Origin of the sequence: Nocardia brasiliensis IFM 10847, assembly GCF_000710915.1 — a bacterium.
In the GTDB taxonomy this organism is placed as follows: domain Bacteria; phylum Actinomycetota; class Actinomycetes; order Mycobacteriales; family Mycobacteriaceae; genus Nocardia; species Nocardia brasiliensis_A.
The window spans coordinates 22,112-46,171 of record NZ_BAUA01000009.1; the positions used below are offsets into that span (position 1 = coordinate 22,112).

The 24,060-nt window shown below is 66.6% G+C and carries 25 protein-coding genes; 3 read left to right on the forward strand and 22 right to left on the reverse strand.

Annotated elements, in window-relative coordinates:
• Position 1: 1 nt before the first annotated feature.
• From rpmD to rpsH, 5 genes are read right to left on the reverse strand one after another with little or no spacing between them, the layout of a single operon-like run.
• The gene (rpmD, locus tag NBRGI_RS02060) at positions 2-181 is read right to left on the reverse strand and encodes a 50S ribosomal protein L30 (protein WP_029892543.1); all 180 of its coding nucleotides are present in this window, start codon (positions 179-181) and stop codon (positions 2-4) included.
• On the reverse strand, positions 182-847 hold the full coding sequence (gene rpsE, locus NBRGI_RS02065; protein WP_014981720.1) for a 30S ribosomal protein S5: 666 nt from the start codon (positions 845-847) through the stop codon (positions 182-184). It lies immediately after the preceding gene.
• A gap of 28 nt (positions 848-875) precedes the next feature.
• Positions 876-1,283, reverse strand: a complete 408-nt coding sequence (rplR, locus tag NBRGI_RS02070) for a 50S ribosomal protein L18 (protein WP_014981719.1) — start codon at positions 1,281-1,283, stop codon at positions 876-878.
• Between the two features lie 2 nt (positions 1,284-1,285).
• Positions 1,286-1,825 carry a 50S ribosomal protein L6 gene (gene rplF / locus NBRGI_RS02075; protein ID WP_014981718.1) on the reverse strand — a complete coding sequence of 180 codons (540 nt, stop codon included), beginning with the start codon at positions 1,823-1,825 and terminating at the stop codon, positions 1,286-1,288.
• A gap of 14 nt (positions 1,826-1,839) precedes the next feature.
• The gene (gene rpsH, locus NBRGI_RS02080) at positions 1,840-2,238 is read right to left on the reverse strand and encodes a 30S ribosomal protein S8 (RefSeq protein ID WP_014981717.1); all 399 of its coding nucleotides are present in this window, start codon (positions 2,236-2,238) and stop codon (positions 1,840-1,842) included.
• Positions 2,239-2,823: 585 nt separating this feature from the next.
• Between rpsH and NBRGI_RS02085 the strand changes: the two genes are divergently transcribed.
• A complete protein-coding gene (locus NBRGI_RS02085; RefSeq protein WP_014981716.1) occupies positions 2,824-3,030 on the forward strand; it encodes a hypothetical protein in 207 nt (68 codons plus the stop codon).
• A 578-nt stretch (positions 3,031-3,608) separates the two neighbouring features.
• Here the strand turns inward: NBRGI_RS02085 and NBRGI_RS48900 are convergent.
• The 7 genes from NBRGI_RS48900 to rplN all read right to left on the reverse strand — a co-directional run bounded on the left by NBRGI_RS48900 (position 3,609) and on the right by rplN (position 6,331).
• Complete coding sequence (locus tag NBRGI_RS48900; protein WP_029892544.1) at positions 3,609-3,962, reverse strand: DUF6086 family protein; 354 nt, start codon at positions 3,960-3,962, stop codon at positions 3,609-3,611.
• 77 nt (positions 3,963-4,039) lie between these two features.
• Positions 4,040-4,360, reverse strand: coding sequence for a hypothetical protein (locus NBRGI_RS02095; RefSeq protein WP_063726216.1), 321 nt, complete (start codon positions 4,358-4,360; stop codon positions 4,040-4,042).
• A gap of 59 nt (positions 4,361-4,419) precedes the next feature.
• On the reverse strand, positions 4,420-4,821 hold the full coding sequence (locus tag NBRGI_RS46025) for a hypothetical protein (protein WP_235210822.1): 402 nt from the start codon (positions 4,819-4,821) through the stop codon (positions 4,420-4,422).
• Between the two features lie 63 nt (positions 4,822-4,884).
• The gene (locus NBRGI_RS02100) at positions 4,885-5,070 is read right to left on the reverse strand and encodes a type Z 30S ribosomal protein S14 (RefSeq protein ID WP_014981705.1); all 186 of its coding nucleotides are present in this window, start codon (positions 5,068-5,070) and stop codon (positions 4,885-4,887) included.
• Between the two features lie 4 nt (positions 5,071-5,074).
• On the reverse strand, positions 5,075-5,641 hold the full coding sequence (gene rplE / locus NBRGI_RS02105) for a 50S ribosomal protein L5 (protein WP_014981704.1): 567 nt from the start codon (positions 5,639-5,641) through the stop codon (positions 5,075-5,077).
• Between the two features lies 1 nt (position 5,642).
• A complete protein-coding gene (gene rplX, locus NBRGI_RS02110; protein ID WP_014981703.1) occupies positions 5,643-5,960 on the reverse strand; it encodes a 50S ribosomal protein L24 in 318 nt (105 codons plus the stop codon).
• A gap of 2 nt (positions 5,961-5,962) precedes the next feature.
• Positions 5,963-6,331 carry a 50S ribosomal protein L14 gene (gene rplN, locus NBRGI_RS02115; RefSeq protein WP_014981702.1) on the reverse strand — a complete coding sequence of 123 codons (369 nt, stop codon included), beginning with the start codon at positions 6,329-6,331 and terminating at the stop codon, positions 5,963-5,965.
• A 325-nt stretch (positions 6,332-6,656) separates the two neighbouring features.
• On the opposite strand from rplN, the gene NBRGI_RS02120 reads away from it, so the two are divergent.
• Together NBRGI_RS02120 and NBRGI_RS02125 are read left to right on the forward strand one after the other, a co-directional pair.
• Positions 6,657-8,714, forward strand: a complete 2,058-nt coding sequence (locus NBRGI_RS02120; RefSeq protein ID WP_029892546.1) for a M13 family metallopeptidase — start codon at positions 6,657-6,659, stop codon at positions 8,712-8,714.
• A gap of 95 nt (positions 8,715-8,809) precedes the next feature.
• Entirely contained in the window at positions 8,810-10,849 is a 2,040-nt protein-coding gene (locus NBRGI_RS02125; RefSeq protein WP_029892547.1) for a M13 family metallopeptidase, read from the forward strand.
• Here the strand turns inward: NBRGI_RS02125 and NBRGI_RS02130 are convergent.
• The 10 genes from NBRGI_RS02130 to NBRGI_RS02175 form a co-directional block, all read right to left on the reverse strand.
• Entirely contained in the window at positions 10,839-11,987 is a 1,149-nt protein-coding gene (locus NBRGI_RS02130) for an MAB_1171c family putative transporter (protein ID WP_029892548.1), read from the reverse strand. The two genes, NBRGI_RS02125 and NBRGI_RS02130, sit on opposite strands and share 11 nt — an antisense overlap.
• Before the next feature lie 87 nt (positions 11,988-12,074).
• Positions 12,075-13,853 carry an MFS transporter gene (locus NBRGI_RS02135; RefSeq protein WP_029892549.1) on the reverse strand — a complete coding sequence of 593 codons (1,779 nt, stop codon included), beginning with the start codon at positions 13,851-13,853 and terminating at the stop codon, positions 12,075-12,077.
• 106 nt (positions 13,854-13,959) lie between these two features.
• Positions 13,960-15,057, reverse strand: a complete 1,098-nt coding sequence (locus NBRGI_RS02140; RefSeq protein WP_148310648.1) for an MAB_1171c family putative transporter — start codon at positions 15,055-15,057, stop codon at positions 13,960-13,962.
• Complete coding sequence (locus tag NBRGI_RS02145) at positions 15,054-16,130, reverse strand: MAB_1171c family putative transporter (RefSeq protein WP_029892551.1); 1,077 nt, start codon at positions 16,128-16,130, stop codon at positions 15,054-15,056. Before NBRGI_RS02145 ends, NBRGI_RS02140 begins: the two co-directional genes overlap by 4 nt.
• A gap of 82 nt (positions 16,131-16,212) precedes the next feature.
• On the reverse strand, positions 16,213-16,977 hold the full coding sequence (locus tag NBRGI_RS02150) for an ABC transporter permease (protein WP_029892552.1): 765 nt from the start codon (positions 16,975-16,977) through the stop codon (positions 16,213-16,215).
• Complete coding sequence (locus tag NBRGI_RS02155; protein WP_029892553.1) at positions 16,974-17,744, reverse strand: ABC transporter permease; 771 nt, start codon at positions 17,742-17,744, stop codon at positions 16,974-16,976. The genes NBRGI_RS02150 and NBRGI_RS02155 overlap by 4 nt, the downstream gene beginning before the upstream one ends.
• On the reverse strand, positions 17,741-18,724 hold the full coding sequence (locus NBRGI_RS02160) for a daunorubicin/doxorubicin resistance ABC transporter ATP-binding protein DrrA (RefSeq protein ID WP_051727433.1): 984 nt from the start codon (positions 18,722-18,724) through the stop codon (positions 17,741-17,743). The genes NBRGI_RS02155 and NBRGI_RS02160 overlap by 4 nt, the downstream gene beginning before the upstream one ends.
• Before the next feature lie 116 nt (positions 18,725-18,840).
• Entirely contained in the window at positions 18,841-21,960 is a 3,120-nt protein-coding gene (gene nbtC / locus NBRGI_RS02165; RefSeq protein WP_036557086.1) for a nocobactin polyketide synthase NbtC, read from the reverse strand.
• Positions 21,953-23,281, reverse strand: coding sequence for a polyketide synthase (locus NBRGI_RS02170; RefSeq protein ID WP_029892556.1), 1,329 nt, complete (start codon positions 23,279-23,281; stop codon positions 21,953-21,955). The genes nbtC and NBRGI_RS02170 overlap by 8 nt, the downstream gene beginning before the upstream one ends.
• On the reverse strand, positions 23,278-24,042 hold the full coding sequence (locus NBRGI_RS02175) for a thioesterase II family protein (protein ID WP_029892557.1): 765 nt from the start codon (positions 24,040-24,042) through the stop codon (positions 23,278-23,280). The genes NBRGI_RS02170 and NBRGI_RS02175 overlap by 4 nt, the downstream gene beginning before the upstream one ends.
• Positions 24,043-24,060 lie beyond the last annotated feature (18 nt).

Below are 24,060 nucleotides of genomic sequence, written 5' to 3' on the forward strand. Positions count from 1 at the left end.
GTCAGACCTCCTCAACTGTCACGAGGTGGCGCACGACGTTGATCAGGCCGCGGTTCTGCGGGGTGTCCTCGCGAACCACGGTCTGCCGGATCTTGCGCAGACCCAGCGTGCGAAGGCTCTCACGCTGGTTCTTCTTGGCGCCGATCGTGCTCTTGATCTGGGTCACCTTGAGATCGGCCATTTACCTGGCACCTCCCGCAGCCTGGGCGCGCGCACGCAGCATGCCCGCAGGGGCAACGTCTTCCAGCGGCAGGCCACGGCGAGCCGCGACCTCTTCGGGACGCTGCAGCATCTTGAGCGCGGCAACGGTCGCGTGCACGACGTTGATGGCGTTGTCGCTACCGAGCGACTTCGCCAGGATGTCATGAATGCCGGCGCATTCCAGCACGGCACGAGCCGCACCACCGGCGATCACACCGGTACCGGGAGACGCCGGGCGCAGCATGACCACACCGGCCGCCGCCTCGCCCTGCACCGGGTGGGTGATGGTCGAGCCGATCATCGGAACGCGGAAGAAGCCCTTGCGAGCCTCCTCGACACCCTTCTGGATGGCCGCCGGAACTTCCTTGGCCTTGCCGTAGCCGACGCCGACCAGGCCGTTGCCGTCACCGACGATCACGAGAGCGGTGAAGCTGAAGCGACGACCACCCTTCACGACCTTGGAGACACGGTTGATCGCGACGACGCGCTCGAGCTGGTTCTTCTCGGCAGCGTTGTCCCGGCGGTTGTCGCCGCCGCCCCGACGGTCGCGGCCACCGCCGCGGTTATCGCGGTTGTCGCCACCACCAGCAGCGCCATTCTGTCCGGCGGGTCCGTTGCCGCCGTCACGCCTCTGACGTCCCGGCATCAGACGTTCCTTCCGTTGTTCTTGATCATCAGAATTTCAACCCCGCTTCGCGAGCGGCGTCGGCGAGCGCGGCGATGCGGCCGTGGTAGTCGTGGCCACCACGGTCGAACACGACGGCGTCGACACCGGCAGCCTTGGCACGCTCGGCCAGCAGTTCGCCGACCTTCTTGCTCTTGGCCGACTTGTCGCCGTCCAGCGCGCGCACATCGGCCTCGATCGAGGACGCGGCGGCGATGGTCTTGCCGACCGAGTCGTCGACGAGCTGCGCGTGCAGGTGCCGCGAAGAGCGGTTGACCACCAGGCGCGGACGCTCGGTGGTGCCGACGACCTTCTTGCGCAGACGGAAGTGACGGCGGGTCTTCGACAGACGACGCGTCGTGGACACGTCCTTGCCGCGCGGCTTGCGCTTGGCGATCTGATTTTCGGTTTGCGCCATGATCACTTACCCGTCTTTCCGACCTTGCGGCGAACGACCTCGCCGGCGTAGCGGATGCCCTTGCCCTTGTACGGGTCGGGCTTACGCAGTCCGTGGATCACGGCAGAGATCTGGCCGACCGCCTGCTTGTCGATTCCGGACACAGAGAACTTGGTGGGCGACTCCACCGCGAAGGTGATGCCCGCCGGGGCCTCGATCGGCACCGGGTGGCTGTAGCCCAGGGCGAACTCCAGGTTCGAGCCCTTGGCCTGCACGCGGTAACCGACGCCGAAGATTTCCATCTTCTTCTCGTAGCCCTTGGTCACACCCTCGACCATGTTCGAGATCAGGGTGCGGGTCAGGCCGTGCAGCGCGCGGCTCTGGCGCTCGTCGTTCGGGCGAACGACCTCGAGCTGGCCGTCCTCACCCTTGGCGACGGTGATCGGCTCGGCGACGGTGTGCGACAGGGTGCCCTTGGGACCCTTCACCGACACCTGCTGGCCGTCGATGGTCACCTCGACGCCCGCCGGGATTGCGATGGGCTTCTTGCCAATACGCGACATTGTCCTACCTCCGCTTACCAGACGTAGGCGAGGACTTCCCCGCCTACACCTTGCTTGGCCGCCTGGCGATCGGTGAGCAGACCGGTCGACGTGGAGATGATCGCCACGCCGAGGCCGCCCAGGACCTTGGGCAGGTTGGTGGACTTCGCGTACACACGCAGACCCGGCTTCGAGACGCGACGCAGGCCCTGCAGGCTGCGCTCACGGCTGGGGCCGTACTTCAGATCGACGACCAGGCTCTTGCCCACGGTCGCGTCTTCGGTGCGGTAGTCGGCGATGTAGCCCTCGCGCTTGAGGATCTCGGCGATGTTCGCCTTGAGCTTCGAGTGCGGAGCCTTCACCTGATCGTGGTACGCCGAGTTGGCGTTGCGCAGACGCGTCAGGAAGTCTGCGATCGGATCAGTCATGGTCATGGTTCGACCTTGACACCTTTCTCGCTGCGGTTCCCATGCAACGTCGACGTACAAAACTGCACGTCAACCGTGGGCCTACAGCAATTCGGCGGTCCGGCCGACACTTGTCGACCGGATTGAGTTCTCGTGAGAGTTCTCGGTGCCCGGGCCGTCCCACATGTCGATGCAGACAACCACACCCAGGACATGCGGACACAGAGGTGCCCAAGCAACCGGTCTAGTGTAGACAAACCCCAGTTGGCCACCAAATCCGGGTCGGATCGGGACCTGCGGTCGGCTCGATGTTCGCAGCCGTCCGATGAACCGTGGTTGCCGATCATCACCTCGCCCGGCAATCCCACAGCTTCTCGGACACGGCCAGATAACAAAGGCGCGGCAAGCGGGATGATCGCAAACCGCCAGGTCCGCGATGCCGGGCCGCAGCAACCTCCAGAGGACACCTCAGCGAATATCACGTGACCTCTGTTGTCCAGGTCACAAAACGGGACATACTACGTGGGACATCGAGTGACCGGCGTAACGATTCGAACACAGGTCACGGTGTACCTACCGAACCATCCGCTACATCGTCGAGGAGGACCGCGGGTGAACGTCCTGGTCGAAATGACCGCACTGACCCTGAGCCGCCCCACCGCCGAAGCCGGCGCCACCGAACGGGCCGCCTGGTACGAGGCCAAAGCCAACCTGCACACCTACCTCGCCGGCCAAGGTGGTGCCGACGCCGCGCGCGAGACCGCCCTCGCCGCCCGCGCCCACCAGAGGTCGCTGGAACTTCTGGGTCAGCAGAACTGAACCCCGGCACTCAGCTGCCGTGCACCGCCATAGGGCACGGCAGCATGTGCCAATTCTCTGGCGCCCGGTCTTCCCGAAATACCGAACCTGGCAGAGAAGTAACCGAAGTTCTTACTGCGTCTCGCCTTAACGAGCCCTCGCGCGTCCCACCCTTCGCGAGCCGTTGCCGCGCCCAGCCTTTCGCGAGCCCTGGCCACGCTTAGCCCTTCGCGAGCACAATTACCACGCCCGGCTTTCCCGACCCCTTGCCACGCCCGGCCCTTCGCAAGCCCTGGCGCACCCGCCCCTTCGCGAACCCTTGCCGCCTCTAGCCCCGTGGCGCGTCCAGCCTTCGCGAGTTCTACCTGCGCCGCACCCTTCGCGAGCCCTTGCCGCGTCTCGCCTTCGCGCCGCCGGACCACGGATCCGACGCATCCTGGACACCGCCTCGCCTCCACCGTCGCGCGCACGAGTAGCCGCCGCATCGGCCGCAAGCACCCCCGCGCCTCCGTGGCTCCAGCGCATCACCCATGTCGCGCACTGGACAAGCGATCACCAGGTAATGGTGATGGCCACCTCTCGGCCGATGCCGCAACAGGTCAACGAGCCATTGGTAGCCCGCGCGCCCAGTCGTGAAATTCCCGTTCCTCTTCGATGCTCGGGCAAATATCCCGCCCACCTCGCTCCAGGATCACAAGAGATGGCGCCAAGACACCCCCGACCAGCGCCTTCAGTACCGGATTACTACTCGTGAAATACGTTTCGTGCATCAAGTTCACGAGTTCGCCGAAAACCTCGATATCGATGCTCCACATATCGGACGCCAACGCCCTGAGCCCAGCGGGCACCCCCAGAACTGATGCAACCTCCTGGAGCATCCGTACGTACAGGTCCCCAACCCGCAACGACGGGCTCCAGACCGTCTCATCACTAATCTCGAAAACGCAGCTCATCGATAATCTGTCGCCACCCAAGTCACCAAAACCTCGCAACCGAGTCTCCGCTCACGACTCCGGCTCCAGTCCTATACTCACGTATCTGCACGAGTTCGAAAGTACGGGTCAGAATCGGTACGAATTCGAACGTTCCCCCAGTCCCCAACCACCGAGTAGATGCCTTCCGAATTTGTCAAAGAGTCGATATTGCCCAGATCTTCGGTACCAGTGGCGTCCTTATACTTCCGAAACGACCGATCAACCCATTCGACACCGAGCACTTCACCAAAAACTAGATCCCCATCCGTGTAGCAATACTGCTCGCCGGCGATCGGCCGATGATATTCAGGATGTTCCGGCGTCAGCACAGCTTCCAGCACAAAGGTGATCTCGGAATCACTCTGGACGATGTCCATGACATAACTGTCCTCCAGATAGAGGCCAGCAAGGCTCGGATAGTCGGTATAGTCTCGCGTCAAGGCAGGTCCCAATCGATCGACGTGTGGTTATCCGGACTCTTACGCGTAACAGGGTTTCCATATGGATCCGTTCGCTGACCAGTCGCGTCTCTGATCTCGACATGCGGATCTCCGCTTCCGGGCGCCCGGTCGCTCCCCTTCTTGATTGTCATCCGCACGATTCCATTCTCGTCGGTATATTTCATCGGTCCGTTCTCGGTCTGAGATTTCGTCCAGCCCTGCCTCTTCGCAAACTCTTCGAGCTCGCTTGCCTTGGGAGTTCTCTCCTTGAATAGATCCTCGAGTTTCCTTGGTTTGAATGGGTTCCAGGAACCGACCGTCTTTCCCAGACGATCCCACAGATCCTTGACCTTCGAGTTCTGAACTCTCGCAAGAATTCTGGAGACGCCGAAAGGCACGGTCTCCGAGGAGACCGTGCCTTTGCGGGTGTTCAGTTGGGTGCGCTCACGTGGAGCGCGGGCTCACCAGGAGCTCTTGTGCACGCCCGGGAGCTCACCGCGGTGCGCCATTTCGCGCAGGCACACGCGGCAGAGGCCGAACTTGCGGTAGACCGCGTGCGGGCGGCCGCACCGCTGGCAGCGGGTGTACGCGCGGACCGCGAACTTCGGCTTGGCGTTGGCCTTGTTGACCAGTGCTTTCTTAGCCATGGGCTCAGTTCTCCTTGAACGGGAAGCCGAGGTGCTTGAGCAGCGCGCGGCCTTCTTCGTTGTTGGTCGCGGTGGTCACCACGGTGATGTCCATGCCGCGCGGGCGGTCGATGGAGTCCACGTCGATCTCGTGGAACATCGACTGCTCGCTCAGGCCGAACGTGTAGTTGCCGTTGCCGTCGAACTGCTTCGGCGACAGGCCGCGGAAGTCGCGGATACGCGGCAGCGCGATGGAGACCAGACGGTCCAGGAACTCCCACATGCGGTCGCCGCGCAGGGTGACCTTCGCGCCGATCGGCATGCCTTCACGCAGCTTGAACTGCGCGATCGACTTGGTGGCCTTGCGGATCTCGGGCTTCTGGCCGGTGATCAGCTCGAGGTCCTTGACCGCGCCGTTGATCAGCTTCGCGTCGCGGGCGGCGTCGCCGACACCCATGTTCACGACGACCTTGACGACGCCCGGGATCTGCATCACGTTGGCGTAGTCGAACTCGCTGTTCAGCGCGTCCTTGATCTCCGCGCGGTAGCGCTGCTTCAGCCGGGGCTGAACCTTGTTCTCAGTTGTCGTCATGTCAGATGTCCTTCCCGTTGTTACGGGAGATCCGGACCCGCTTGCCGCTCTCTTCGTCGGTCCGGTAGCCGACGCGGGTCGGCTTGCCATCGGAATCGACGACCATCACGTTGGAAACGTGGATCGGGGCTTCCTGGGTCACGATGCCGCCCGAGGAGGCGCCGCGCTGGTTGGCGGAGTTCGCGACGTGCTTCTTGATCCGGTTCACGCCCTCGACGAGGACCCGGTTCTGCGTCGGGTAGGCCTGAATGACCTTGCCCTTCGCGCCCTTGTCCTTACCCGAGATGACGAGCACGGTGTCGCCCTTGTGCACCTTCATGGTCAGAGCACCTCCGGCGCCAGCGAGACGATCTTCATGAACTTCTTGTCGCGCAGCTCGCGGCCGACCGGGCCGAAGATGCGGGTACCACGCGGGTCGTTGTCCGCCTTGATCAGCACGGCCGCGTTCTCGTCGAACTTGATGTACGAGCCGTCCGGACGACGACGCTCCTTGACGGTGCGCACGACGACTGCCTTGACCACGTCACCCCGCTTGACGTTGCCGCCGGGGATGGCGTCCTTCACGGTGGCGACGATGATGTCGCCGATACCGGCATAGCGACGCGACGAACCACCGAGAACGCGGATGCAAAGGATTTCCTTCGCGCCCGTGTTGTCGGCGACGCGCAGTCGCGACTCCTGCTGAATCACTTCAGCCTCCTTGACCTGGATGTATACGCACGCCGGATTGCCGACCCGACGGGCATGGTCCGTTGCCCTCCGGACGCGCGCCTGCCAGCGGTTTCGATGGATCTTGCGACCCGACCACTGGGGGTTCACTGCCGGATTGCGGGCATAGCTCCCGCAGGCAACCGGTCTAGTGTAGGCGGCCGCGCAGGTCCGGCCCAAATCGGGGTCGTGGATCGCGCCGCGCGGCCCGTCCGGCCAGCCGGGTGAGTCACGATCCGCGGCTACCCTCGAACCGAGCAAGATCAATAAGGAGACGCACCATTCGGCTCGACCGTACCGAAAGAGGATGCCCTTGAACTCGCCTGCTCGCCCGCGCCGCATAGATCGCCGCGTTTTCCTCGCCGCGCTGGGTGCGATACCCGCCGTCGCGGCGCTGACCGCGTGCACCCAGCGATCGGAGGGATCGCACGTCGAGCTCACCGGCGTGGACCTGGCCGGCGCGGATCCGGCGATCCGCGCGCAGGACGATCTCTACCGCAATGTGAACGGCCTCTGGTTGCAGCAGTATCAATTGCCGCCGGACAAGTCGTCGTTCGGTGCGTTCGACGAGGCGAACGATCGCACCGAGCAGCAGTTGCGCGGCATCGTCGAAGGCATCTCCGAGCCGCGCGCCGGCTCCACCGAACAGCAGGTCCGCGATCTCTACGACGCCAGGCTCGATCGCGCCGAGATCGAGCGGCTCGGCACGGCGCCGATCACGGACCTGCTCGCCTCGATCGACGGGGCGGCGACCAAGCCGGACCTGGCCCGGGTGATGGGCGCGCTGCCGATCGACGGACTGATCGGCCTGCAGGTCGTGGTGGATCAGAAAGACTCGGGCGCCTATATCGCGCAACTGAGCCAGTCCGGCATCGACGGCAATCTGGACGAGCAGTACTACCGCAAGCCCGAGTACGCCGAGCAGATGGCGGCGTACCGGACATATCTGGAGCGCATCGCGGCGGGCGCGGGCCTGGCCGACCCCGCGGGTACCGCGCAGCGGGTGTTCGACCTGGAGACCAAAATCGCCGCGGGCTATTGGGACAGCGTGCGCGACCGCGATCCCGATACCACCTACAACCTGCTCAGCTGGACCGAAATGACCGGTCTTGCACCGCAATTCGATTGGGAGCCGTGGCTGGCGGGCAACACCGACCGGCCGAAGCAGCTCTTCGACAAGGTGGTGGTCCGGCAGCCGTCGTTCCTCACCGCGGCGGGCCAGTTGTGGGCCGAGGTCGATATCGCGCAGTGGCGGGAGTACCTGCGCGTGAGTGTGGTCAAGGACTTCGCGCAGTATCTGCCCAAGGCGGTCGCGGACCCGGCATTCGAATTCACCGGCAAGGCATTGCAGGGCCTGGACCAACGCCCGGAGCCGTGGCGCGAGGGACTCGCCACGGTCAACCGGTATCTCGGCGAACCGTTCGGCAAACTGTATGTGGCCGAGCATTTTCCGGCGGCGGCGAAAGACCGCGCCAAGGCGTTGGTCGCCGATCTGATGGACGCGTATCGGCAGAACTTCACCGACTCCTCGTGGATGTCGCAGCAGACGAAGCAGGCCGCGATCGCCAAGCTGGACAAGATAGTCGCCAAGATCGGCTACCCGGATCGCTGGATCGACTACGCCGAATTGCGCATCACCAAGGGCAAGTTGATCGAATCCATCAGGGCAGCACATACTTTCGAGGTCAAGCGCGCGTTCGCCAAACTCGGCACCCCGGTGGACAAGACGGAATGGGGCTTCCCGCCGCAGACCGTGAATGCCATGTACGACCCGAACGCCAACCAGATCACCTTCCCCGCCGCGATCCTGCAATCGCCGTTCTTCGACGCCGACGCGGTGGCCGCGGTCAACTTCGGCGGCATCGGCGCGGTGATCGGCCACGAGATCGGGCACGGCTTCGACGATCAGGGCGCCAAGTACGACGGCGACGGCAATCGGCGCGACTGGTGGACCACCGAGGACACCGCGAAGTTCGAAGCCAAGACCCAACAGCTGATCGGTCAGTACGACGCGCTGGTGCCGCAGGGCCTCGACCCGGGCAAGCACGTCAACGGCGCGCTGACGGTCGGCGAGAACCTGGCGGACCTGCGCGGATTGCAGATCGCACTGGCCGCGTATCGCGCCGCGGCCCGGCGCGACGGCAAGGAGCCCGACGTGAAGACGGTGTTCCTGTCCTGGGCCCGGATCTGGCGGCAGCGCGCCACCAAGCAGTACCAGGAGATACTGCTCGTCAAAGACGTGCACGCGCCCAACGAGTTCCGCGCCAATCAGGTGGTCCGCAATCTCGCGGAGTTCTACACCGCCTTCGGCGTCACCGAGAGCGACAAACTGTTCCTGGCGCCGGACCAACGCGTCAGCCTCTGAGATGGAAAGCCGGGTAGCGCCCATGGCAGGTAGCCTCGGGCGAACAAGTTGGGCCTGACGAGGATGCGGCGGGCCGCATCGGGAGAGGAATCCTCGTGACACGTCTCGGACAGCTGGATCGCCGTGCGTTCCTGATCGCGCTCGGCCTGGTGCCGGCCGCGGCCGCGTTGGCTTCCTGCTCGAGCGACTCCACACAGACGAGCAAGACGCTCACCGGTGTCGACCTGGGCGGCGCGGACGAGGCGATCCGGCCGCAGGACGACCTGTACCGGCACGTCAACGGGAAGTGGCTGCGCGAGTACCAGCTGCCGCCGGACAAGCCCGCCTTCGGTTCGACGAGCGAGGCCGCCGAGCGCACCGAACAGCAGTTGCGCGAGATCATCGACGGCATCAAGGATCCGAAGCCGGGTTCGGAGGAGCAGCAGATCCGCGATCTGTACGACGCGCGGGTGGACTGGGACGAGATCGAACGGCTCGGCATGAGCCCGCTGGCCGAGCTGTTCGACAAGGTCGACAAGGCGGCGACGAAGGCCGACCTGGCCAAGGTGATGGCGGAGCTGCCGATCAGCGGGTTGATCGGCATCGGGATCAGCATCGACCGGAAGAACTCGAACGCCTACGTGCCCTCGGTAGGGCAGTCCGGTCTCGGCCTCGGTGAGCAGTATTTCCGCAAGCCCGAGCACGCCGAGGTGCTCGCGCAGTACCGGGTGTTTCTCGAACGTATCTGCGCGGGAGCGGGTTTCCCCGATCCGGCGGGTATGGCGCAGCGGGTGTTCGATCTGGAGAAGCGCATCGCGCCCGCGCACTGGGACAACGTGCGCAACCGCGATGCCGACGCCACCTACAATGTGTTCAGCTGGGCCGAGATGACCGCTCTCGCACCGGGTTTCGACTGGGATCCGTGGATGGCCGGGAACACCGACCGCCCACGCGAGCTGTTCGCGACGATGATCGTCGCCCAGCCGTCGTTCATCACGGCCGCGGGGCAGCTGTGGACCGAGGTCGACATCCCCACCTGGCGTGACTTCTTGAAGCTGAGCGTGCTCCGCAACTACGCGCCCTATCTGCCGAAGGCCGTGAACGACGCGAACTTCGAGTTCAAAGGCAAGGTGCTCAACGGTCAGGACGAGCGGCCGGAGCGCTGGAAGTACGGCGTCGGGATCGTCAACGAACATCTCGGCGAGCAGCTCGGCAAAGTGTATGTGGAAAAGCACTTTCCGCCCGAGGCGAAGCAGCGCGCGAAGGAAATGCTCGATGACGTGATCGCCGCGTACCGGGATAATTTCACCAACTCCTCGTGGATGTCGCCGGAGACCAGGAAGGCGTCGCTGGCGAAACTGGACAAGATCGATCCCAAGATCGGCTATCCGGACAAATGGGTCGACTACTCGCAGCTGAAGATCACCAAGGGCAAGTTGATCGAATCACTGCTCGCTATCAACACTTTCGAGAGCAAGCGCGCGTTCGCCCGGCTCGGCGGGCCGGTCGACAAGACCGAGTGGGGCATGTCGCCGCAGACGGTGAACGCCTACTACCAGGCGACCTCGAACCAGATCGTGTTCCCCGCCGCTTATCTGCAGCCGCCGTTCTTCGACAAGGACGCGCAGTCGGCGGTCAATTTCGGTGCGGTGGGTGCGACGATCGGTCACGAGATCGGTCACGGATTCGACGATCAGGGCTCGAAATACGACGGCGACGGCAACCGGCGCGACTGGTGGACGCCGGAGGACCGGGCGAAGTTCGACGCGAAGAGCAAGCAGCTCATCGATCAGTACAACGCCCTGGTGCCGGAGGGCCTGGACCCGAGCCAGCACATCAACGGGGAGCTCACGGTCGGTGAGAACCTCGCCGACCTGCGCGGACTGCAGATCACGTTGGCCGCCTTCCGCATTTCGGAGAAGCGCCGTGGGGTCGAGAATCCCGACTACCGGTCCATGTTCCTGTCCTGGGCGCGCAGTTGGCGGGAAAAGCAGACCAAGGAGCTGACGGTCCGGTACCTGGCCACCGATACCCACTCCCCCGCCGAGTTCCGCTGCAATCAGGTGGTGCGCAACCTGGCGGAGTTCTACACCGCCTTCGACGTGAAAGAGACGGACAAGCTGTTCCTGCCCCCGGACCAGCGCGTCACCTTCTGAGCCGGGCCGGCTCGACATACGGCAGCCATTTCCCGGATTTGCGCGACGCCCGCCGTTCGGGTGCGTTTGTGTCGCGCGCCCGCGACCATGCGCGCGACAGCGCGAGCAGGTTCGCGAGATTGGTGGCGCGATCATCGGCAGGCGGCAGAATGGGCGGGCCGGGAACGTGATTCGTGCCCGGCGCGCCCCGGCGTTTCCGGTCGACAGCCGCGGCGATTCGCATCACATAGCCGCGCATAGGGTCTGAATGGTCCGAATCGGCTACGGGGGCAAAGTATTTCAATTGCATGAGGGCATCGCCGATCTCGACGGTCATCCGGTACAGCCGGGACGCGGAGTCCTGCTGGTCGAAATCCGCCGCATGCAGCACCACCTCGGGCACCGCCGTGGTGAGGTCCTGCCATAGGGGCCGTAGTCGACGGCAGTGGCGGCTGGTCCGGTCCCACTCGGCCCGGCGCACCAGTGCGTGGATCAAGGGGATCGCGACCAGCGAGATCAGCGAGAGTGCCGCGAGAAAAGTGCCGATCACCAGCATTGGTCGCGGCGCACCCAGCGACGCGCCCGCCGCGGCTCGCAGCGCCGAATCGAGTGAGGTGCCGACGCAGTACGCGCCGAAGGTCAGCAGCCCCAGGTAGGTCAGCTTCTCGTGCCGGGCCGGACCACCGCTGCGGAGTTCCCGCAGGCAGGCGCGCACGAGCAGCAGGCCGATCCCCGCCACGGCCACGCCGACCACGGCCCACAGCGCGCCCTCCCAGTCGAGCGCCCGATGCAGCGGCACCCCCGCCGCCTCGACCGCCGCGCAGGCCAGCCAGACGATTCCGGCGATCGCCGCGCAGGCGTTGTATCTACGCTGGCGGCTGCGCACCGTGCGCGGCTCGGCACCGTTGAGCAGCATCGTGAACCCGAAGCAATAGGACAGGCCCAGCATGCCCACGGCGAAGAACACCCGCTGGCCGAACTCCGGGTAGCCGAGCCCGGCGACCGACACGTACCCGAGCAGCGAACCGAGATCCCAACTCAGCGCGTGGTTTATCAACCGATCCGCGATCGTGTCACGCACGAGCGACCATCGGCCCCCGACCACCAGCGCACCCAGCACGACGACGATCGCGATGCATGCGGGTGGTGCGGAGTCCATCGGAGTCCAGCCTAGATTCCCCCGGCCGCACGGACCACCGGAATCCGCTGTGGCACACACCCGTCGACGTCCCGGCGTCGACCGTTCTCACCGTGCGGCGACCGGAACCTGTTCGGTCAGTTCGTCGGCTTCGGCGAGCTCGGCCTGCTCGTCGTGCACGTACTTGTTACCCGCGAAGTACGAGGCCACGGCAGCCAGGAGCATCATGACCGCGGCGGCCACGAACACGACGACGAGGCCGGTGTGGAACGGGCCGGTCAGCAGGTTCGGGAAGAACTCCTGACCGGTCAGGGTGTCGGCGTTGACGCCGGGCTTGGCCAACTCGCCGGTAGGGCCGAGCAATTCCTGGATCGGGTTGAAGCCGAGGAACGCGGCGAACATGCTGGCGACCGGCGGCATCCCGGCGACCTCGGCGGCGGCGCTCGCGGACACACCCTGCGCGCGCAGGCCCGTGTCCAGCGCCGAGGGCAGGCTGGCCGCGAGACCGACGACCATGAGCGAGAAGAAGATTCCCATCGACAGCGCGTTGCCGCCGTTGAACAGGGTGCCGCGCATACCGGAGGCGGCGCCGCGTTGCGCGGCGGGCACGCTGGACATGATGGCGGCGGTGTTCGGTGAGAAGAACAGCCCGCTGCCGATGCCGTTCAGCAGCACGATCAACGCGAAGAGCCAGTAGTCGAAGTCGACGGGAATGATCAGCAGCAACAGGAACGTCGCAGCCGAGATCAGCGCGCCGCCGGTGGTGAACAGGCGGGAACCGTAGCGGTCCGACAGCCATCCCGAAATGGGCCCGGCCGCAAGGAATCCCACGGTCAGCGGCAACAGATAGATGCCCGCCCACAGCGGTGTCGACTCGAAGCTGTAGCCGTGCAGCGGCAACCAGATGCCCTGCAACCAGATGATCAGCATGAACTGCATGCCGCCGCGGCCGATGGACACCATCAGGTTGCTGAAATTGCCCAGTCCGAAGGCCCGGTTGCGGAACAAGCCGAGGTGGAACATCGGATCGGCGACCTTGCTCTCCACCACGCAGAACACGCCGAGCAGTGCGATACCGCCGAACACCGAACCCAGCACCCACGGGCTGGACCACCCGGTCGCGTGTCCGCCGTAGGGCTGGATGCCGTACGTGATGCCGGTGAGCAGCGCGGTGAGACCGAGCCCGAAGGTGATCGTGCCCGCCCAGTCGACCTTGCCCGCCGAACGGATGCCGACCTCGTGCAGCGAGCGGTAGGACCAGAACGCGCCGAGCACGGCAATCGGCACGCTGACCCAGAACACCGCGCGCCAATCCCATTCCGACAGCACGCCACCGATGAGCAGCCCGAGGAACGAGCCCGCCACCGCGGCGACCATGTTGATGCCCAGCGCGGTACCGCGCTGTTTTGCCGGGAAGGCGTCGGTGAGGATGGCCGCGGAATTGGCGGTCAACATGGCACCGCCGACGCCCTGCACCACGCGCCAGATGATGATCCACATCGCGCCCGCGCCGCCGTGGAACGGATCGAAGGACAGGGCCAGCGCGCAGATCGCGAACACCGCGAAACCCAGGTTGTACACGCGAACTCGGCCGAAGATGTCGCCGAGCCTGCCGAACATCACCACCAGCACGGCCGTCGCGAGCAGATAGCCCATCAGCATCCACAGCAGGTAGCCGACATTGCCGGCTTCCAGCGGGTTCAGGCCGACGCCGCGAAAGATCGCGGGCAGCGAGATCAACACGATGGACGAGTTGATCGCGGTGAGCAACACCCCGAGTGTGGTGTTGGTCAGCACGATCCACTTGTAGCGCGGATGGTCGCGGTCGTAGCGCAGCCTGCGGCGGATGGTGTTGACCTCGCCCAGATCGAGATCGGTGGATGGCATCGGCACGGCGTCCCCTCGCAAGTCATTATCTCCGCAAACTATATAGTTAGCTGATCTAACTATCAAGGGCGTTCGAAGGTGATGGCCGACGAAGTAGCCGGCCCGGCTAGGACGCGAGGCGTCCGCCCGCCAGGATCACGCGGGCGGACGCCCATTCACGCGAGAGCGCAAGCAGATTGCGAAGTTCGGTAGTCCGGTCACCGGCTGGGAAACGCACGGCATGCCGCGGGTACGACGGCGGCATACCGTGCAGCTTCTGGCGGGTGGCCTCGGCGATACCCCGCGCGTAGGCGCCGAGGTCCGGGGTCTCGCCGGGCTCGGGGTCTGGCACGAACTGCTTCAGATGCAGCAGTGCATCACGGATCTCGACGGTCATCCGATAGAGCCGCGCATTCGAGCCAGGATGCTCGGCGTGTGCCAGTGGCAGCACCACCTCGGGAACGGCGGTCGTGAGGTCGTGCCACATCGGACGCAACTGCCGACAGCATCGACCGGCCCGATCCAGCCCCGCATGGACAAGTACCGCGTCGACCAGCGGGATCGAGATCAGCATGGCCAAGATCGCGAGCACGGTGAACGAACCCACCGCCCACCCGGCGCTCATGTGCTGCGGCGACACCCCGGAGAGCGTGCACAGCGACCGGTACCCGGAGGCGATGGCGGTGTAGAGCGCGACCGCGAGCAACGCACAGTAGGTCGACTTCTCCCGGGTCGTCGTGCCGGGGATGCGGAGATCTCGAACGCACGCACGACCGAGTAACACCGCGATGACGATGAGACACGCGTCGACCGCCATCCACAGCACCCCGTCCCAGTCCACAGCCGGCAATACCGCTGAGAACCAAGCCATCTCGTTGGCCGAGGCGCAGCACACCACCACGAGCCCGGCCGAGGTGGCGATCGTGTCGTATCGACGCTGCCGCCGCCATCCTTCTCGCAGATCCCTCCCGCCGAGTGTCACGACGAACCCGAAAGTGTTGGACAGGGCCAGAAAACCGACGGCCATGAACACCCGCTGCCCCAGATCTGGATAGCCGATGCCTGCGACGAACGCGTACGCGGACACCGCGCTGACATCCCAGGTCAGCGCGCGATTGATCAGACGATCGGTGAGCGTCTCGTTGACCAGGCACCAACGACCGCAGACCACACCCAGCACGAGGACGACGATGATCGTCGTGAACACGGGCGGCGCGGAATTCATCGGCGCCGATTGTAGGTCGCGTCCGACGGCCACACCCGGGCCAGGCCGAGCAGCATCCGCAGTTCCGAGGTTCGGTCGGCGGGACGCGGCAGTACCAGGGCGCCGGGCCGAGTGGCCGGCGGCGCGCCTCGTGCCTTCGCGCGACCGGCCCGGGCCAGCACCAGTGCGTAACCCCGGTTGTCGGACGGCCCGGGTACCGCTGCGGTGTCCGGCACATACGGCCGCAGTTGCAGCAGCGCGTCCCAGATCTCGACGGTCATCCGGTACCGGCGGTGCGCGGGATCCGGATCCGCCGAGTCGTCCTGGGCCAGCACCACTTCCGGCACCGCACTGGTGAGGTCACGCCACATCGGGCCGAGGCGGCGGCAATGCCTGCTCGCCCGGTCCCAGCCCAGCCGGGCGGACAGGACATCGATCAGCCGGACCGAGAGCAATGCGGTGGCGCCGGCGAAGGTGGCGAAAGTGATGATCGTCCACACCCTGCCCGGCTCGGCGGGAGGTACGCCGAACAGCGTGCGGACACTGCCGATGGTGGAACCGCAGGTCCAATAGACGGCAAGCACGAGCAGCGCGCCGAACAGCAGCTTTTCCCTGATCGTCAGGCCGCCGGAGCGCAACTCTCGGATACAGGCGTGCAGCATCATGTATCCGGCGATCCCGCCGGCGAGCGAGACCATCGCCCACACGGCGGTGGCCCAGCGGAAGGGCAACAGATCGTCGAGGAAGGATTCGGCCAGCACGAGGGTGGCCGCCGCGACCGCGGCCGTGGTGTCGTACCAGCGCTGCCGGTCGCGCTCCGTGTACCGGGCCTGGCCGTCGAACAACAACCGCGCGAACCCGTATGCGGCGGCGCCCGCCATCAAGCCGCAGCCCAGGAACAATCGCCGCCCCAGCTCCGGCGCACCGGCCGCGTTGGCGATGCCGTGCAGCAGAAAGCCGCCGATCTCCCAGCTCCACAGGCGATTGAGCAGCCGGTCCATGCTCGAGTCCCGCACCAGCAGCCAGCGCCCGGCCGTGACGATCGCGGCGAACACGCCGACCGCCAGGATCAGCAGGGCAGGTACGGAATTCATCGTCGACGACTGTAACCGGCGGGTGCACTCGTCCGGCCGGCCTGCCGAGCCGAACTCGCGGCAGCCGGACGAGTGCGACCGATCAACTCTGCGCGGCCTTGCGGTACCCGCGGACGGCCAGTGCCCCGAAGACCAGCACCAGGCCGACCGACCACGCGACGGTCTGCAACAGCGGAACCGCGACCGGACCGCCCACGGTGAATCCGCGCATCGCCTCGACCGCACAGCTCATCGGCTGGCCGCGCACGATCGGCTGCAACCAGCCCGGGTAGTTCTCGATCGGGACGAAGCCGGAGTTGAAGAACATCGCGAGCAGCACGACCGCGGCGAAGATCTGCACCACTTTGTCGCCGATGCTGCTCACGCCCACCACGATCACCATCGGCGTGAAACCCGCGATGACGATCACCGGCACGATCAGCACCCCCAGCACGCCCAGCAGGCCCTGTTCGAAACGCAGCCCGAGGACGACACCGACGATGAGCACGATCGCCGTCGCGGCCACTGCGCGCAGGCATTCGGCGAGCAGCCGGCCGATCAGGCCCGCGGAGCGGTTGATCGGCAATACCCAGAAGCGCCGCAGCAGACCGCTTTCCCGTTCGCCGTACAACGAGAGACCGGTGCCCATCGCCCCGTACATCGCGCCGGACACGGCGATCATCGGCACGAAGCCGTAGATCGCGTCGGTGCCGTCGCCGATGTCGAGCGACTTGCTCAGCACCAGATCGAACATGAGCAGCAGCAGGATCGGCAGCACCAGCGTCGTGGTCACCACCTCCTGCTGTCTGCTCCACCGGCGCAGCAGCCTGCCGGTTTCCACCAGACTCTGATCGACCAGGGTGCTCATCGCCGCCGTCCTTCCACCCGCACCGCCACGATCATCGCCGCGATCAAGAGTCCGGCCACCCAGAGCGCGGCGACCGTGCTGGTCGAGGTGAAACGTCCTTCGGACAATTCCCGCAACGCGCCGGCCACCTGCGATACCGGTTGGTTGCGCACGAAAGGCTGGATCCATCCCGGAAAACCTTGCGCGGGTACGAAACCCGTCGACATCATCAACAGCAGCAGTTGCGGTGCGAACAACACCGTCGCGCCGAGTTCCGGATTGGCCGTCGCGGTGCCGAGCGCGTCGGCGGCGACCACCACGGCCGCGCCGAACGCCAGGATCAGCACCAGGAACGCTACCGTCGCGCCCACCCCATGGAAGCGAAATCCGAAGAGCGAGCCGATGGTCAGCGCGCCGGCCAGTGCGGCGAGGGCGCGCACCGAGTTCGCCGAGATCCGGGCGGCGGGCGGCACCCACGGCGGCACCGGCATGGACCGCAGCCGAGTCCCCATGCCACCGGCCACTTCTCGCGCCGCCCGGTCACCCGCGAACATCGCGGTGAAGAACATGGCCTGGACCGCGATCAACGGCAGCAGGTACTGCGCGTAGTCGATGCCCGTCGCCTCCATCGAACGACGCAGTGGCACATAGACACAGACGAAGAAGGTCAGCGGCGCCGCGAACGCGAGGATCAGATCCCCCTCCCGCACCGCGGCGCGAATACCGCGACCACTCAACGCGGTCCATTGCATGCCGTTCGGCACCCGCAGGACCGTGCCGGCGGTCATGCGGTGGCCTCCGCGGCGGGCTTGGTGAGCTCGATGAACACCTCGTCGAGCGAGGGCCTGCGCAGCGCGATATCGATGAGTTCGATATCGGCCTCGGTGATCCGGCGCAACGCCTCGCCCAGCGTGGCCGCACCGTCGGGCGCGGGCAGCGAGACCCGGTCGGCGGACTCGGCGACGGTGATCTCGCCGAGCCCGGTGAGCGCGGTGACCACGGCGGGCAGCTCACCCGGATCGGCCGGGACCACCTCGCAGTAGCTCGCGCCGGTGCGCGCCTTGAGCTGGTCGGCGGTGCCCTCGGCGATCACGGTGCCCTTGTCGACCACGATGATGTTGTCGCTCAGCACATCCGCCTCTTCGAGGTACTGCGTGGTGAGCAGGATCGTGACACCCTGCTGCTTCAGTGCGCGCACGAGACCCCAGAGGCTTTGCCTGCTCACCGGATCGAGGCCGGTGGTCGGCTCGTCGAGGAAGACCACCTGGGGCGGACGCACCAGCCCGCAGGCGATGTCGATGCGCCTGCGCATGCCGCCGGAGTACTGGCCGACCCGGCGATCGGCGGCCTGCTCCAGTTCGAATTGGCCGAGCAGTTCGTCGGCGCGCGTCTTGGCCTCCTTGCGCCGCAAGCCCATCAGGCGGCCGAACAGCACCAGGTTCTCCCGGCCGGTCAGCATTTCGTCCAACGCCGCGTATTGGCCGGTGAGCATGATGGACGCCCGGACCGCGGCGGCGTCCCGCACGACGTCGTACCCGGCCACGAGTGCCCGCCCCGCATCCGGCTTGGTGAGCGTGGAGAGCACCGACACCGTGGTGGTCTTGCCCGCGCCGTTCGGGCCGAGCACGCCGAGCACACTGCCCTTCGGCACCTCGAAACTGATGCCGCGCAACGCTTTCACCTCGCCGAACGACTTCTCCACGCCCTCGACGACGATCGCGGTATCGGCCGAAGCCGTGCCCGCCGCCGTATCCCTGCTCGAATTCACCGTGCTGCTCTCCGTCCTTGCTGCGTACGAATCGTCGTTGATGCCTGTGAATCCCGATCAGGGCGGACCCGGCCAGCGCCGAGTCCGCCCGTTGTCTACCTGCCCGAGCCGGGCGATCAGCCGAGCAATGTCACCACCTCGTCGAGGGACGCGCCGCCCAGTATCGCGGTGACCGGCAGCTCACGCTGCAGTTCGACCTCGATGCGCTTGCGTAAGTCCAACGCCTGCAACGAATCCAGTCCGAGGGCGACGAGTGGCACGGAGCCGTCGATGGTCTCGGTGGTGTCCATGCCCATCACCGCGCGCAGCGCGAACCGCACCTGCTCGGCGGTGTCCGGTGCGGCGACCTGAACGGCGACGGGCTGGGGCTCTGGCGCCACGGGCGCCGGGGCCGGATCGGCCGGTACTTCGCCCTGCTCCGCCGGTAGGTCGCCGAGATCCAGCGTGCTGAACAACGGGTCGAATCCGAAGGCGGAGAACAAGGTAGCGAGCCGGTCCCAGTCCGCGGTCGCGATGATGACGTTCTCCGCGCGCGTGGTGACGCCCGCGGCGATCGCGCTCGCGGGTTCCATCGGCCGCAGGCCGGTGCCGCTGATCGCCGCCAGCGCGTCCGCCTGATCCGCGCCGACCGCACGCCACAGACCCCACTGCACCGACGTGCTCGCGATGCCCTGGCTGCGGTGCCGCGCCGCTGCCGCGTCGAGCATGCGGTTCACCGCGGCGTAGGCCATGTGGCCGCGACCGCCGATGGTGGCCGACAGCGACGAGCACAGCACGACACGGCCGTTCGGCGTGCGCGGGAAGTGCTGGACCAGGTGCTCGAGTGCGACGACCTTCGGGGCCGCCGCCTCGCGCACCGACGCGGGCGTGAGTTCGGCGGCCGCGACGTAGTCGACGGCCGCGTGCACGATCAAATCCGCTGGTGTCGAACGATATTCGTCGGCCAGCGCGCGCACCGCCGCCTCGTCGGTGACATCGCAGCGCCGCACGACCACCTCGGTGGCACCGAGCTGTCTGATCTGCTCGATCCGCGCGAGTGCGGTGGCGGCACCGCCCGACCTGCTCAGCAAGGTGATCCGGCCGGCGCCGTCGCGGGCGAAGCGCTCGCAGAAGTCCAGCCCCAGTTTGCCGGTTCCGCCGACGATCACGACCTCACGCAGGTCGTCCGCGCCGAGTGGCGACACGGTCGAGACATCTTCGGCGACGAGCCGTTTCGCGTAGACGCCGCCGTCGCGCAGTGCCAGCTCCGGCTCCCGTGCGGTGTGCAACGCCACCATGAGCGCCTTGGCCGTGTCCGGAAGCGACCGACCGGCAGCGAGATCCACGTGCCGGAAGGAGACGCCGAGGTGATCGGCGGCCAGGCACCGGAACCCGGCATGGGCGGCCGCGTGGAACAGATTCGGGACATCGGCCTCGAGCACTTGTTCGCCGCCGACGGTCACCAGCCATACGTCCCGCACCCCGTCGAGCCGGGGCAACCGCGCGCGATCGCCCAGGAATTCGGCGAGTTCGGCCACCGCGGCGTCGGTCGTCGGGTCGTCGAGTTCCGGCAGTACGACGACCGCGGTATCGAAAGCCGTTCCGGCACTGTGGGTAGCTGCCTCGGGATCGACGATCGTCACCCCGTGCAGCGCGGCGGCGTCCCGCAGCGCCGCGACCAACTCGGCGCTGCGACCATCGTGATCGAGCACCGCCATGGTGCGCGGCGGCACCAGGGCCCGGCTGCGCAAGCGCACCCACTGCTCGACGATGCGCTGCGCGGGGACCGTACGCTGCCCGGCCACGGCGGAACTCGGTGCGGCAGTACCGGTGTTCGGTGCGGCAGTCCGCACCGCTGTGTGGTCGTAGGCCGCCCACAGGTGCTTCGGGTTCATCTGCGTATTCGGGAAGTCGAGCAGCGGCAGCCGCGGCGCGCCTGCCGAATCCGTACGCAGCGCGGACCAGTCGTAGCCGAGATCGCTCACCGCGACGAGTCCGAGATTGCGGGTGAACTCGCGCAGATCGGTGGCCGTCCGGCGCGAGGTGCCGATCGTCTGGAAGTCGCGCTGCTGCGCGACGGCGCTCAGGTTCTCCTGTACCGCGAGGAAAAGGGCCGGATGGTCGGCGATTTCGAGGTAGGTGTCGACGCCGCGTTCGGCCGCCAGCGCGATCGCCAGATCGAACCGGACCCGGTTGCGCAGGTTCCAGTACCAGTAGTCGCCCACCGGCAGATCGGGTGTGATCGCCGTGCCCAAAGTGGAACCGATGCATTCGATCTCGGTCGCGGTGAACTCCGGACGATCCAGTTTGGCGGCCAGCGAGTTGTCCAGGAAGCTGTCCCGGAACTCGGTCACCACGGAGGTGTGCGCGGGGTAGCCGACGCGAATCTCCTTGGCGAACTTGCCTTCCGCGGTCAGATCGGCGACCACCTGTGCGACCGTACGGCGCTCGCCGCCGATGGCGAGCACGTGCGGGGAATTGATCACCGACAGCTCGGCCCAGCCGGAGTGCCGCGCCAGGATGGCCTCGCATTCCTCGCGATCCACGCCGACGACGGCCATCGAGTACTTGTCTTCGCGGTCTTCCTGTTTGGCGATCGTGTCCACCAGACCACCGCGCAGCGTCACCACCCGCACGGCGTCGGCCAGCGTGATCACGCCGGACACCACACCGGCGGCGAGTTCGCCCTGACTGTGCCCGACGGTGACCCCCGGAACCACACCGGCCGCGCGCCACATCGCGGCGAGACCGACCATCTGCATGAACAGCGCGGGCTGCACGACACGCAGCAGGTTATGGCCCGGCTCCGATTCGGCGAGCAGGTAGGACCGCGGCGACAGCTCGAACAGGTCCTGGAAGACCTCTTCCGCCTCGTCCACCGCGGCGCGGTAGGCGGGCGAGTTCTCGTAGAACATCCGGCCCATGCCCGCGTATTGGCTGCCCTGGCCAGGGAAGATGTAGCCGATCTTGCGAGTCTTGGCGGCACTCCCGGTCGTGATGACGGCCGCGTGCGGCTCGCCCGCCGCGACGGCGCGCAACGCTTCGACCAGCTCGGTGCGCTCGGTGACCATGGCCAGCGCGCGATACCGCCGCGCCACCCGGGTCCGGAACAGCATGTCGGCCACCTGATCCGGGCCCACCGTGGGATGCGCCTCGAGGTAGGACAGGATGGCCGCGGCTTCGCGGCGCAACGAGTCGGGCGCGTCCGAGGACAGCAGCACCGGGATGCTGCCGTCCGGCAAACGATGGCTAGACATGGATCTCCTCCTCCAGCACGGGCATCGCGATGACCGCGTGCGCGTTCGTGCCCGCGACGCCGAATGACGAGACGGCGCCGTAGCGCACTCCGTCGTGGGGCGTCCATTCCGCCAACCGATCGGCCAGGCGCAGCCCGGACTTCGCCCAATCCAGCTGTGTGGTCGGGTTTTCCGTGTGCCTGGTCGGAGCGATCTGTCCGTGCAAACCGCTCAGCAGCACCTTGATCAGGCCGAGCATGCCCGCGGCGGCCTGCGCGTGACCGAGGTTCGATTTGACCGAACCGAGCAGCGGACGGCGGTCGCCCTCACTCGCCGCACCGTAAACCTCTGCCAGCGCGGTCAATTCGAGTGGATCGCCGACCGCCGTGCCGGTGCCGTGCCCCTCGATCATGCCCACCAGCTCCGCCGGGATACCCGCGGCACGCACCGTTTTCGCGATCAGCTGCGCCTGCGCGTCCGCGCTGGGCACCGCGATGGGTGCGCCCGCGCCGTTATGGTTCACCCGGGTGGCCAGAATCCGCCCGTAAACCCGGTGGCCGAGCTCTCTGGCACGCGATTCACGTTCCAGCACAACGACACCCGCGCCCTCACCCCAGAGCGTGCCCAGGGCGTCCGCCGAATACGGTTTGCACTGTCCGTCCGTGGACAGCGCGTTGGCCTTGGCGAATTCGAAGAAGCCGGCGAGCGAGCCCAGCACGCAGACACCGCCGGCCAAGGCCCAGTCGCATTCCCCGTTGCGGATCGCCGACGCGGCGAGGTGTACCGCGGACAGCGATGACGCGCACGCGGTGTCCACCGTCATCGACGGACCGGACAATCCGAGGGCATGTGAGATCCGTCCGGCCACCGCGCCCAGCGCGGCGCCGGTCGCCCGATATCCGGTGTGCTCGTTGGCCTCGTCGCCGCGCGGGCCGTACTCGGTGTAGGAAGCGCCCATGTAGCAACCGATTTCCGCACCGGCCAGGCTCGCCGGGTTGATGCCCGCGTTCTCCAGCGCTCGCCACGCCACCCGCAGCGCCACCCGCTGCTGCGGATCCATCGCCACGGCCTCACGCGGCGTGATGCCGAAGAACATCGGGTCGAACTCGGCCGCGCCGTCGAGGAATCCGCCCGCGTCGCGTACCTGGCTCCAGCCCTCGGTGCCGGACGCGGCCATCAGCTGCTCGATCGGCCACTGCCGGTCACGCGGAAACGGACCGATCAGGTCGCGCGATTCGGCCAGCGCGGACCAATATCCGGCCAGGGTGTCGATGCCGCCCGGCGCCTCTACCGCCAAGCCCGTCACGACGATCGGGTCGTCATCGATCCGCTGTGCGCTCATCGGGTCGCCTCCGCCGAAACCAGCTCGGCGGACAGAATTTCCGCGATGCCCTCGACATGATCGTTGAGATAGAAGTGCCCGCCGTCGAACATCGTCACCGCCAGTTTCTGCTCGGTGTGCTGCTGCCAGGCGAACAGATCGCCGATACCGACGAACTCGTCCTCGCTGCCGCCCATCACATGGATGCCGGTGCCGACGGTGACGTCCTTGCCGCAGGAGTAGGCGTCGAACGCGCGGTAGTCACCCTTCAACGCGGGCAACGCCATACGCATCAGCTCGCGATTCGCCAGCAGGTCGGCGCCGGTGCCCTGCAGGCCGCCCACGTGATCGAGCAGTTCGTCGTCCTCGGTCGGGTGCGGTGGCATATCGGCGACCTGCCACGGTGCGCAGGCGCCGGAGACGCCGAGTAGCCGGACGGGCACGCCCGCGGCGTCGGCCAGCCGGGCGAATTCGAAGGCGACCATGGTGCCCATGCTGTGGCCGAAGATAGTGATCGGCACGCCCCGGTTGAATGGCGACCGCGCGAATTCCTCGAACGCGTCCGCAGCGGTCTCCTGAATGGTCTCGCGCACCGGTTCCTGCGCCCGATCCTGGCGGCCGGGGTATTGCAGCAGCACCACATCGAAATTCGTGCTCAGGGCCTTGGAGAAGGGTCGGTACGTCGAGGCGCCGCCGCCCGCGTGCGGACAGATCACCAGTGGTGGGTTGTCCGCGGACCGCGGTTTGTGAAACTTTCGGATCCAGCCCGGTGTACTAGCCATTACTTGATCTCCTGCCTG